Below are 11,146 nucleotides of genomic sequence, written 5' to 3'. Positions count from 1 at the left end.
GAACGCTACTTGCCCTTTTCGAAGACCATCCCGTCCACCAGGTATTCGTCCTCGGAGAGGAAATAGACGAAATCCTTGCCGGAAATGGTCAGCACAAGGAAATCACCGGTCACCAGATGCCCGCGCGCACTCTCAAGAATCTCCAGGGCACCCAGGCCCGTTTCCTCCTGGGCGGCCTTCAGGAACCGTTTGATCGGTTTGCCCAGGATGTTGACATCCTTCTCAAGGTCGACATCTGTGCTTATTTTCTCAAGTATTTCATCTACTTTCATAATTCCACCAGACCGGTTTGAGCGTTCTCTAGAAACAAACTAGACAATCCAGCTCCTGATAATCAAGAATTTTCTATCCCGCGGCGACGCAAAGACCGCCGAGCCGTTCCGGGACCCGCCGCCTAGAATCCGATACAGGGCCGTCTCCGCCGCTTGGCGGCGACCTCCTCTTCGAGCATTTGCAACAACCGTTCGCCGCTGTACGTCCCTCGGGGCTCCAGGACGATCTTGTCGCGAACCACCTTGAAATCGCCCGGCGCGGCGTCGGCCAGTCCGGCCAGGCGGGACCTGGCTGCGCCATTCAGCTTTCCCCGGAAATACGGACCGAGTATCTTGTCGAAGAACACCAGGTTCCCATGGCGGGTCAGGTAATCGACCCGTATCTTGTGGGTGAAGCGTCGCCGGGAAGCGGCGTCAAGCTCGTCGGCCCGGTTGGTCGAACAGATGAGGATGCCCCGGAAGGTTTCCATCTGGGTCAGGAATTCGTTGACGTGGCTGATCTCCCAACGATGCATGGCCTGGTCTCGCGAAGAGATGAAGCTGTCGGCCTCATCCACGAGCAGCACGTGCCCTTCCCGTTCGGCCTCTGCAAAGGCCCGGGCGAGATTCTCCTCGGTCCCGCCCACCCACTTGGAGAGCAGGTCGCTGGCGCGCCGGACGAGAAGCCGCCGTCCCAGACGGGAGGCGACGTACTTGGCGAACGCGGTCTTGCCCGTTCCGGGGGGACCGTACAGCAGGACGTTGCGATTGAGGATCAGGTCGTTGCGCCCGGACTTCAGGTACGCGTCGTACCGTTCGAGATCGCGCATGAGCGCCTTGATGTCGGTGTCGAAGTTGAGTCCGTCGAGGGAGTAGCCCTCTTCCATCTCGAACCGTTTTCCGCCGGGTGCGCGGTCCTCCGCAAGACTCTGCGCGGCGGCCAGCAGTCGGCGCAGCGTCCGGACGAAACGCCCCGCGTCCCGACCGCACATGGCCCGGGCCTGACGGACCGACAGGTCCACCACCCCGGCCGACACGGGGTATTCCCTCACCAGGCCCCGGATCTCCCGCGACGGCACCAGGCTCTTCACCTTGTGCTTCCGCAAAATCCGGTCGAAGAGCACCTCCCGCTGCGCCGCCGTCAGCGGGGTGAATTTCATGTTGTACGAGAAGCGCCGCAGGACCGAATCCTCCACGTCCTCGATGGAATTGGTTATCCAGACGATGCGCACCCCCGGCCGCTCGAGCAACTCATTGAGCCACCCCTTGTCCTGGCGCTCTCCGGACAGGAGATACCCGCGCAGGGTGTTCAGCAGGACGTCGGCCTCGTCCGCGATGACAAGGGCGTTCCTGCCGCCGTTGGTCATGTTCAGGCAGGCCTCGATTCCGGTGGCGCGGGGCATGTCGTCCTTGCCCCGGGAGATGGGCACGTTGTAGGCCGGAACGCCCAGGGCGTGCGCCAGCGAGTGGGCGAAACTCGTCTTGCCCGCGCCGGGCACGCCATGGAGCAGGATGTGGGTCGGGACGTCGCCGGCGTTCCGCAACAATTCCAGTATGCACTCCCGGTCCCCGGCATCCAGGATGTACTCGTCGAGGGGCACGGGATTGCCGGCGAGGGTCTCGAAAAGGGATTCTGCCACGCGCTCGGGTTCGCAGTCCTCGAAGAACCGGCTGTAGAGGGAGTTGAAGACGACCCGGCCGCTGATGTTCCTTTCCAGGATCGCCAGCCGGTCCAGTTTCCCATTCATGACCCGGCGCAGCTTGAAGAGGCTGGTGTCGAGCAGGATGGCCAGGACGGTATGGTTGGTCCTGCCGTTGCACTTCAACGTGTCCTCGAAATACTGTTCGCATTCGCTCCAGGTGGCGAGGACGTAGAGAAAGAGGCAGAGCCGCGTCTCCAGCTCGCTCAGATCGAAGACCTTCTGGAAATTGGTTATGGCGCGCACCAGGTGCATGTCCGGATCAGGATGGAAATCGACCCGGGACAGCATCTCCAATGCGGCCTTGCGCACGGCCAGACGCAGCTCGCCATGGGCGAGGGCCATGATCCTGTCGAAGACGAACAGTCTGGCGTCGCGGTCCTCGGCCTCGGCCAACTCTTCGCCGTTCTTCCGCAAGGCGGGCCGGACGGCGCACCGCTCGCAGGCGACCCGGCAGATGGCCTCTTCCGCGCCGTTGTGTATCCAGCCGAGCAGCCTCAGCATGGACGAATCGAGATTGACCCCCGAGCGCAGAAGGTTCTTCAACCAGCCGCAGGCCATTCCCATGGCGAACCGATCGTCTTCGGAAACCAGGCCGTACTCCTTCAGCGAGAAGGTCGAGTTGGAAAGCATGAATGACATGAACGCAGCTCCCACAGTGCTTCGATACCCGTGAATTGGCACTCCCGATGCATAAGGAGACCGGGAAACGACCCTGTTCTTTCAAGGGCCATGCCAGGCGAGACGACAGGGGCTTGCAAGATTAACTTTATGGTTTTATTGTTTAATTTTATTCGAGCATCGTTCGGGCGTGAGTAAAAACATCACACGGCCCGCCGTGCATCGGGTCCATGCTCACAAGGGCGGCCTCCAAGGCCTTGCCCGACCCGGCCGCCGCAGGGGACGACCCGGCCCGCGCAACGGAGAGACGGGCCGGAGTGGCCGTTCATTGCGAAACAGGATGAAGAAACAAGGCGATACCGTTGGGCCGCTCCGGCATGCGTTCTCTCCGGGTGGGCGGCGGTCCGATCCCTCACGAGCCGCAAGCGGGCGCATCGCCCAAGGAAACGCAAATGAAGACAACCATCCTCACACTGCTCATCACGTGTTTCATGTCGGTCCTCCCGGCCTTCGGGCAGGGATATTCGGATGAAGCCCTCAACCGGATGTCCATGGACGAAAAGATGTCGAGCATCGGGTTCGAGCTCTATGAAAACGCCAAGTCCACGGTGCGGTTCTCCAACATGGACCAAATGCGGCTGTGCGTCGTGGCCACCTCCGCCAAGGAGTTCGTCCGGTTGATGGACACGCTCCACATGCTGCGCACGATCTTCCGCAACACCACGCCCAAGGACCCCGCCTTTCTCAAGGAATGGCGGGTCATGTTCATGGACCTCAAGCTCGGCGGCGAATCCCTCAAGGACGTCATCGCGCAGGTGACGGCCGAAACACCCATCGACCCGTACACCCTCGCCATGCTCAACCAGGGCGCGGACGACTTCGGCCTGCTCATCGACGAGGTCGTCCTGGAGCTGCTCGGCCCGGCGGACGAATGACCCCACCGGGTCGCCCGCGCCGCTGATCCGGCGTCACACGCGTTGCTCCGGCATCACGCGCCGCCTCACACCCGCCAGGCTCCATTTTTTTGTGCAGACAATGAATAGCTCATAAATTCAATATGATATACTCGACATAAATCAATCAACTCCCCTGGCATGGCTATTGCTGCTCCCGACGAAAGACGACGACGCAAAAGGAGGAGCCATGCACCGTTGCACCGTGGTTCAAGGGAACATCGAGTGTCCGCCGGGCCGTGATCCCGGCGGCATCCCCCGGAGGGACCGGGACGCTCCGGCCCCCCGCAGGCGCACCGCAACGTCCGTTCGCGGAGGCAGCGGATTGCGGCGACGGGAGGGATCGAGATGAGGACCGTCCTGTTCACTCTGGCCGTCTGCCTTCTCGTGGCCGGGGCCGTCCTGGCGCGGGAATGGCGGGTTGAGGCCGCCACGGCGGCCGCATCGTCCTCCCTGCTCGACCGGCAACAGTCCATCCGGTCGGAGGTCCTCCGGTCCGGCATACGCATCGTCCTCCTGAAAGGGGAGATACGCCGGCGCATCGAACAGTTGTCCAGGCTCAGGACGCAACTCGAGGAAATCCAGGCCCTCAAGGCCCGGCTCACCGACGAAATGCGGCACATGTGCGTTGTCCTGGACAGCCCGGACAACGCGGAACGGCTTGACGGCAAGTGGCTCCCGTTCTGGCTGGACGGCGCCAAGCGGGAGCGGGTCGTGGAGGACCTGGCCACGGCGCTCCACGACATCCGGGCCAGGGAGCGCCTCAAGGAGGAGATCGAAGCCGCCCTCAGGGGACTCGATTCCTCGACCGGCGCCGGGGAGGAAGCGAAGCTGTGACCGCCCCCGAACTGCGCCTGGACCGCCTGCCCGACCTGAGCGAGCCACGGAGAAGCTATCTCGCCGATGAATGGGGCATCACGGACATCGCCATGCTCACGGTCGTCGCCAGCGACGACCGGTACGGCCGTTCCGGCCTCATCAAGGGCCTGGGCATGAGCGAACTCGACTTCGCGACCATGCTGGGCCGGGCCATCGGCATCCTGCGCGAGGAGTGCTGGTCCTGTCTCCTGCTGCTCGATGGCGGATGGCGTCCCTTCACCGATCATCCCGACGCCCCGCCGATCCCGGCGAACGGACAGGACGACGGCCCTCCGGCGACGCCGGGGGAGCGAAACCGGTGAGACGGACCCCTCCGGGCCGCCTCCATGGGCCCTCGGGACTCCGTCCCCCAGTCATCCGGCCGCCCGTCGTCATCGAGGCGGCCGGGAAATGCCGGAACGAACGCCGAACCCGCCGCCACCGCTATTCCAGACGGCGGAGGAACGCCGGAATCTCCAGCTCCTCCTCGGTCCAGGTGTGGTCGGGTATCCCGCCCCCGGGGACCGGCCCCGGACGTCCCACCTCCACGTGGACAAAGGCCTCGGCCGCCTCGTCCGCGATATCCACGGCCACGACCGACTCGGCAAGGGCGTACCCGAGGGACGGGACGGGCAGCGTGCTGAAAATCGTGTCCGGGCGGGGCTCGTCCGACTCCCACGACGCCGCCCAGATCATGCGTCCGGCCCGGTCCGGGTCGTACGCGTTCAGGTGCACCGCCAGCAGCCTCGCGCCCAACAACACGGCCCGGCCCGGCGCCTTGCCCGGCGTTCCGAAAAATTCGAACCCGTCATCCGCCGCCACGCGGCAATACACGCAGTACCGCCCATGGGACAGCCTCCGGGGCGATGCCGTGGATTCGCGCAGGAAGAACAAGCCGTCGGCCGAGGCCGAGAAGAGCAACTGATCGACGATGACGTCCGTCTCCGGCACGGAACAGGCCGCCGCGCCCGGCTGCGCCTCCACATGCCCCTCGGGGAAGAGGAACACCGAGCCGACGCGCATGGCGATCCTCCTGAGCGACCGGGGCATGGCGCGCTTCCGCTCTCCCCGCCGCCGGGGCAGGACGCAGCTCGCCAGGACGGGTATCCCCGCCCAGGTCATGCGATCCACCACCAGCCTTGAGCAATGACCGAAGGCCGAATCGCCGATGTTCCCGACGACCTGGACGAGCTTGAGCCCCTCCAGATCCACGGGCTGCCGTCCGCCGGGCGAGGCCAGGGAGACCGACAGGGACCGGGAAAACGCCGTATCCGGCCAGGCCTCGACATGCACCCCCTCCCCGTCCGCCGTCCCGACGATCCCGAGTCCGGGGATGCGGCCCGCTGACCGCTCCCAGGTTTGCCGGGCCAGGGCGAAGCCGCACCCCCCGCAACCGATGACGCAGGTGTCGAGGCGGGGAGCAAGTCCCTTTCCGGTCTGCATGGCGGTCATCCCTCGCGCCTATCCATCGCGGTCCGCCTCGCGCGCCCCCGGGTACTCCCGGCTGCGCACAAAGCCCTCGTGCCCGCATTCGGGACAGACCGCCGCCAGGACGCTGCGCTCGTGTTCGCCGTTGGCGGACTGGCAATCCCCGGCCCGAAAATCGTCCGAATCAGGGGCATAGAACAGCTCGGTCCGCCTGTATCCGCAATTGGGGCAGTAAAAATCCACTCGATCCCTGTCCATGTGCAACTCCTTTGCCTGTTGTTTCCTCCCCTTGAATCAAATTGCGCGCCATTTCTTCAACCCGCTGAAATCCCGGACCATCACAGGCCTCCGGTGACGGTGCCCCCGGGCATGCAAGGTTATTCTTTCATCCTCGGAGCCGGCGGCGTCCGTTCCGGGAAACCGTCCGGCGGCAAGCGAATAGATCAATTAAATACAGTATGTTGCGAATCATCGTTTCGCCGTCGCGGAAAAGGAATGCACTTTGCTCGGCGAGCCGTAAAACACGCACAACCAATCGGAGACGAGCATGACAAACGACAACGCCGGGCTGCCCGGCATATTCACCACGGTCTTCCACCTCAACCCGAAACAGGGCCCGTGGCGCTTCAGGGCGAAAAACATCGGCAACAGGCGCGCGCCGAAGGTGATACTCAGCAACGACCAGGCGATCGTTCCGGGCAGTCCGTGCCGGGTCCGGGTCACCCGGATCAAGGGCAGGCCCCGTTCCAGCCGGGGCTACATCGAGGTCCGCCACTTCAGCGAGGCCCGCTTCGGCGGCGACGACTTCTTCTTCCCGGAAGCACTCCTGCGCAAGCTGGAGGTCCTGCTCGAAAACCGCATGAGCATCCTGCTGGACGGCCCCCAGGGATCGGGCAAGACGGTCCTCGCCCGCAAGGTCGCGGAAAGCCTGGGCGTCCGCTTCATCTTCTTCAACTGCAGCGCGGTCTACGACCCCACGGATTTCCTGGCCAGCCTGCAACCGGCCGAGGACCAAAGCAAGCGGACCTTCACCTGGGTGGAGACGGACATTCTCAGGGCGCTCACCGAGGCGGCGGAAAGCAACGAACGCTTCCTGATCTTCCTGGACGAGTTCAACCGCTGCCGGGAAATGGCCCGCAACGGGGTCATGTCCGCACTGGACGCAACCCGCAAGATGTTCAACCCGGTCAACGGCGAGTTCATCCCCATTCCCGAGAACGTGCAGTGGATAGCGGCCATCAACAACGGCGCCCAGTTCACGGGGACCACGGCGGTCGATCCGGCCCAACTCGACCGTTTTGCGCCCCTCAAGGTGGACTACCCGCCGCCCGAAGCCGAGGCCCGGCTCCTCTCCCGGACCTATCCCGATGTCCCGCTCCGGGAAATCCGCCGGGTCGTCAAGGTCGCCGAGGCCATCCGCACCGACCGGGACCTCGACCTGGACCTGAGCATGCGCGCCACCCAGGAGGCGTGCCTGCTCCTGTCCCACCCGATCTACCGGCACGAGTTTCCGGGGGACCCGCTCCCCGAGATACTGAAGGATTCGTTCTGCGCGCGGTATCAGGGGCGCTGGGACGACCCGGGCAGCGATGCCGGCATGGTCTGGCTCAGGGCCAACAGGACGCTGGAGGGTTGACCATGGCCACGGTGAACCCCGAACGGATGGCCCGCCGCAAGGCGGAGGAACTGGTCGAGAGCCTGGGCGGGACGCTGTGTCCCGCCTCGGACTGGGAACGGGTGCGGACGGTCTTCGACTGGTCGCCCGCGGTCGGCGGGGAGATGATCGAACACCTTGCGGAACGCGGCCAGGTCTCCTTCGAGCTGGCCATGCGGGCGGCAAAGGACGACCCCGGAGCGGCGGGCGGCATGCTGCGGGCCATGGCCCGCTGGAATGAGGGATTGCCCCGCACCGGCGAAGCGGTCGACGACGAACTGGACCAGGAGGAACTCGTCGAGTTTCTCGGCGCGGCCTGGGAGTTCGGCGCGGCCAATCCCCGCATCTCGGCCGACGTGCGCCGGGAGATCGAACGAACCCCCTCCATGGCCCTGCACCTGCTCAGGAGAAGAGCGCCGGAGGACGCGGTGCGGCTTTCCCTCCGGCGGTTGGAGGCGATGCGCAACGCCGGAGGCCCCCCTCCCGACGGCGGCGCGTCCGAAGACCAATCCATAGACTACGCCAACGCCGTTCTCAACCTCGCCCTGCTTCCGGAATACGCGGGTCCGTTCGACACCGCCCTTTTCGACTCCCCCCTGTGGAAGCTGGACAAGGATGAGACGAAACTGTTCGCCGAGCTCGCCCGGTTCATGCGCGACTTTTCGGAAAGGAAGGTGGTGGAGCTGATCGTCCGGGCCGAGGAGCGGGCCATGGTCAACGAAGAGACCGGGTTTTTCCTCTGGGCGGTGCTGGAGGTGACGTGCCCCCATCTCCTGATAGACGTGGCCCTCCTGTTCTCGGAAAAGCTGACCATGGGGCTCGAAGACAGCATGGAGGAGACGCTGGAACTGCGCCTGCTCTATCACCTGGCCACGGATTACGCCGAGTTTGCCCCGCTTGTCACCCGCTACCTGATGCCCGGTTCGCACCTGCGGATGGCCGCCATCAGGCATATCGACAGCACCCTGATCGGTGAGCGGATCGCCCGGTTGAGCCCCCTGCCGGGCATGTGTCTCGCCGGGTGCGACACCCTGCGCTGCCTTTACGCCATCCTGGACGATCCCGAGGCCGTTCCCCACCTGATCGCGTTCGCCAGAAAGGACCGCGAAGAGGTCCGCGCCATGGCCCTGACCATGCTCTCGTTCGTGGACGACCCCCGGTGCGCCAACGAATTGCTCGACGCCCTCGGCGATCCGTCCCCGGAGGTGCGGGAGTACGCGGAACGCCTCCTGCTGACGGAACCCCGGCAGCCCGGCTTCATGGAGAACTGGACGCCCGTTCGGAGGGCGGTCTGGGTCGCCGACAGGCTGGCCGCCCTCTCCAGGGCCTACGCGTGGGCGGCCCGGACCGGCTATGAATTGACCGGCCGGGGAACGGAAATAACCCAGTACCGGACCGGCATCGGCCGGACCGTGGCTTCGGCCGACGGCCCCATGCGGATCGAGGTGAGCAGCCTTCCCATAGCCTCCGGGCACCCGCAGGGCGAGGCCGTCGTCAAAGGCATACTCCTCCACGAAATCGGACATCACGTCTTCGACATCGGCGCGAAAGGGGCCAGAAGCGCCAGGGGGCAGGCGCGGCGGCAGGGCGTGACAGAACTGTATGACATCCTCATGGACGAACGGATGGAGCGTCGCCTCCGGAGCAGACGAGACGCCTTCGGCGCGGTCCTCGACCGGACCCTGACCTACGTCTTTGCCGAGCTTCCCGGGAACGCCGTGCCCTTGGACGACCTGGCGCGGGCCCTGGACCGGACGCCGGACTCGTTGCGCCGGGACTTCGAGGACGGCAGGCTCGAAGGCCGCCTGGAGGGACGGATGGTCCGGCTGACCCACCGGGAGCAGGTTCAGCTCGGCGGAACCGTAAGCAGGATGCTCGCCTTCTTCTTCGCCCTGCGCGCGGGGTTCTCGGTCGAGGACCGGCCCGCGGACGCCGCGGTGCGCCGGGCCCTGGCCCAGATCCCGCCGACGTTCCGGAATCTCGGCCACCCACGGATGGTCCACCTGGCGATCAGGATACGGGAGATCCTGGAACTCGAACCATCAACGGACAACGAGATCGCCGAGATACTCAGGCGGCTCCGCCGCATCCTCCCGGCGCTGGACGCCACCCTGAAGCGGCTGAACGAGGTGGGCGGCCATCTCCCGGAGATACTGGAGGACGACGGCAGCGCGAAACGGGGCGACGTGTCCCGCTCCCTGCCCCGGCGCACCGCGCCGCCCGATTTCCGGAAGACCTCTCCGGCGAGGCCGCGTCCCCTGTCCGGCGGGCTCGGCTTCACCCCGCTGGACCGGGTGGTCCCCATGAACCGGAATCCCGCCGCCCAGAACAACGAGCTGCGCAGGGTGCGGCAGTACGTCCGGCCCCTCAGGGCATTCATGGAAAGGGCCGGGACCGGCGTCGTCGAGGACAGGCAGTCGCGCAGGGGCCAGCGGATCGATCCCCAGGGGCTGCGCCGGTCCATGCTCCATCCCGGCACCGGGTTGTTCATCAATCGCGAGGTCCGCATCTATCCCGACGCCTATGTGGGGCTGCTCATCGACCGGTCCGGCTCCATGTGCGGCAGGGGGATGGGACTCGCGCGCTCCTTCGGCGTGCTCCTCGCGGAAGCCCTGAAGGACCTGCCGGGGATCACCGGCCACATCCACGCCTTTGACGACGAAACCCTCTACGATCTCGGCGACTTCCGACGCCACGCCATCGCCATGCTCCAGGCGGGCGGCGGCAACAACGATTGCGGGGCCCTCCACTATGCGGCCCGCCTGGCCCAACAGAGCCGAAAAAGGAACCGGCTGCTCATCATGATCAGCGACGGCCAGCCGACCGACGGATGCTGCCCGGCCTCCCTCACCGGCCTGGTGGACGAGTTGGAGAGCCGTTGGGGCATCAACTGCGTCCAGGTGGCCGTGGAGCCCATCCAGGAGCCGAGCTTCAAGCAGTACTTCGACCTCAGCACCCTGCCCTACGGCGAGGCCGTGGCCCGGTTCGGGCGGCTTGTCGAGAAGTTCGCCCTGGCCTGGTGAGCCGTCCCGGCCGCCCGACGCACAAGGCCTCCCGCATCACGTCGATGCGGGAGGCCGTTTCACGAGGCCTTCCGGTGTAGGCGTCGGCCGCCACGGACAGTCCGATGGCGGCCATCTCCCACCGTTTTCACCATGCCTTCCTGGCCCGCCGCCGGTTCATATCGGCGGCTCGAACCCGAGCCGCGCATCCGGCGGGCCGGAAATCGCCACGTGTGGCCATGGAAATGGTGCGAGCTGTTTCGGGCGTCGGCCAGAGCCTTGACTCCTCCCGCGTTTCAGCGGCGACCTGTCCGGGGCTTCGCGAAGCCCCAAGGCCGATCCCGTCACGGGGCCGCCTCGGCGAACCCGTGGGCCATCCGGGATTGATGAAAACCGCACCGGCGGCTTCACGCCCATGGAGGTGATTCTCGGCAATAAAGCCTGGGGTTCCTCCGGCCCGATCCACCTCTTTCAAATGAAGTGCCAACATGCGCAGCCGCAGAAATTCTTTTGCAACATGCCGTATTAATTAATATTAAAGAGAGCGCCGACAACATCTCCGTTTTGCGGCGGAAAAGCGTGCAAGTTTTTTCTTGGTGAAGGCCGACCGGCGCGAGACACGGACCGCCTGTGAGGAGGGCGCGGCCCGTGTGAGCCCAGGCCCCACGCCCCCACAGTT

General features: G+C 65.4%; 9 protein-coding genes. 5 read left to right on the top strand and 4 right to left on the bottom strand.

Going from position 1 to position 11,146, the window contains the following annotated elements; translation table 11 throughout:
* Positions 1-5 precede the first annotated feature (5 nt).
* Complete coding sequence (locus DND132_RS18340) at positions 6-272, bottom strand: hypothetical protein (protein WP_014323093.1); 267 nt, start codon at positions 270-272, stop codon at positions 6-8.
* A 122-nt stretch (positions 273-394) separates the two neighbouring features.
* Positions 395-2,593 (bottom strand): ATP-binding protein, encoded by a 2,199-nt coding sequence (locus DND132_RS12395; protein WP_014323092.1) that lies wholly within the window; start codon positions 2,591-2,593, stop codon positions 395-397.
* A gap of 431 nt (positions 2,594-3,024) precedes the next feature.
* Between DND132_RS12395 and DND132_RS12390 the strand changes: the two genes are divergently transcribed.
* From DND132_RS12390 to DND132_RS12380, 3 genes are all read left to right on the top strand, one after another.
* On the top strand, positions 3,025-3,507 hold the full coding sequence (locus DND132_RS12390) for a hypothetical protein (RefSeq protein WP_014323091.1): 483 nt from the start codon (positions 3,025-3,027) through the stop codon (positions 3,505-3,507).
* A 366-nt stretch (positions 3,508-3,873) separates the two neighbouring features.
* Complete coding sequence (locus tag DND132_RS12385) at positions 3,874-4,362, top strand: hypothetical protein (protein WP_014323090.1); 489 nt, start codon at positions 3,874-3,876, stop codon at positions 4,360-4,362.
* Positions 4,359-4,706, top strand: coding sequence for a hypothetical protein (locus DND132_RS12380; protein WP_014323089.1), 348 nt, complete (start codon positions 4,359-4,361; stop codon positions 4,704-4,706). The genes DND132_RS12385 and DND132_RS12380 overlap by 4 nt, the downstream gene beginning before the upstream one ends.
* Before the next feature lie 121 nt (positions 4,707-4,827).
* Here the strand turns inward: DND132_RS12380 and DND132_RS12375 are convergent, their stop codons facing one another.
* On the bottom strand, positions 4,828-5,826 hold the full coding sequence (locus tag DND132_RS12375; RefSeq protein WP_014323088.1) for a hypothetical protein: 999 nt from the start codon (positions 5,824-5,826) through the stop codon (positions 4,828-4,830).
* Positions 5,827-5,844: 18 nt separating this feature from the next.
* On the bottom strand, positions 5,845-6,069 hold the full coding sequence (locus DND132_RS12370) for a hypothetical protein (RefSeq protein ID WP_014323087.1): 225 nt from the start codon (positions 6,067-6,069) through the stop codon (positions 5,845-5,847).
* Positions 6,070-6,358: 289 nt separating this feature from the next.
* Here DND132_RS12370 and DND132_RS12365 point away from each other — a divergent pair, with 289 nt between their 5' ends.
* Together DND132_RS12365 and DND132_RS12360 are read left to right on the top strand one after the other, a co-directional pair.
* Positions 6,359-7,447, top strand: a complete 1,089-nt coding sequence (locus tag DND132_RS12365) for an AAA family ATPase (RefSeq protein WP_014323086.1) — start codon at positions 6,359-6,361, stop codon at positions 7,445-7,447.
* 2 nt (positions 7,448-7,449) lie between these two features.
* Positions 7,450-10,488, top strand: a complete 3,039-nt coding sequence (locus DND132_RS12360; protein ID WP_014323085.1) for a HEAT repeat domain-containing protein — start codon at positions 7,450-7,452, stop codon at positions 10,486-10,488.
* Positions 10,489-11,146: the final 658 nt, after the last annotated feature.

The sequence above is a fragment of the Pseudodesulfovibrio mercurii genome, from assembly GCF_000189295.2.
In the GTDB taxonomy this organism is placed as follows: Bacteria; Desulfobacterota; Desulfovibrionia; order Desulfovibrionales; family Desulfovibrionaceae; genus Pseudodesulfovibrio; species Pseudodesulfovibrio mercurii.
This window is presented reverse-complemented; position numbering and strand designations above follow the sequence as displayed.

Excerpts from the sequence above, each read along its gene's own strand:
- DND132_RS12390 (WP_014323091.1), top strand. The coding sequence starts at position 3,025 with ATGAAGACAACCATCCTCACACTGCTCATCACGTGTTTCATGTCGGTC.
- DND132_RS12365 (WP_014323086.1), top strand. The coding sequence starts at position 6,359 with ATGACAAACGACAACGCCGGGCTGCCCGGCATATTCACCACGGTCTTC.
- DND132_RS12360 (WP_014323085.1), top strand. The coding sequence starts at position 7,450 with ATGGCCACGGTGAACCCCGAACGGATGGCCCGCCGCAAGGCGGAGGAA.
- DND132_RS18340 (WP_014323093.1), bottom strand. The coding sequence starts at position 272 with ATGAAAGTAGATGAAATACTTGAGAAAATAAGCACAGATGTCGACCTT.
- DND132_RS12385 (WP_014323090.1), top strand. The coding sequence starts at position 3,874 with ATGAGGACCGTCCTGTTCACTCTGGCCGTCTGCCTTCTCGTGGCCGGG.
- DND132_RS12375 (WP_014323088.1), bottom strand. The coding sequence starts at position 5,826 with ATGCAGACCGGAAAGGGACTTGCTCCCCGCCTCGACACCTGCGTCATC.
- DND132_RS12395 (WP_014323092.1), bottom strand. The coding sequence starts at position 2,593 with ATGTCATTCATGCTTTCCAACTCGACCTTCTCGCTGAAGGAGTACGGC.
- DND132_RS12370 (WP_014323087.1), bottom strand. The coding sequence starts at position 6,069 with ATGGACAGGGATCGAGTGGATTTTTACTGCCCCAATTGCGGATACAGG.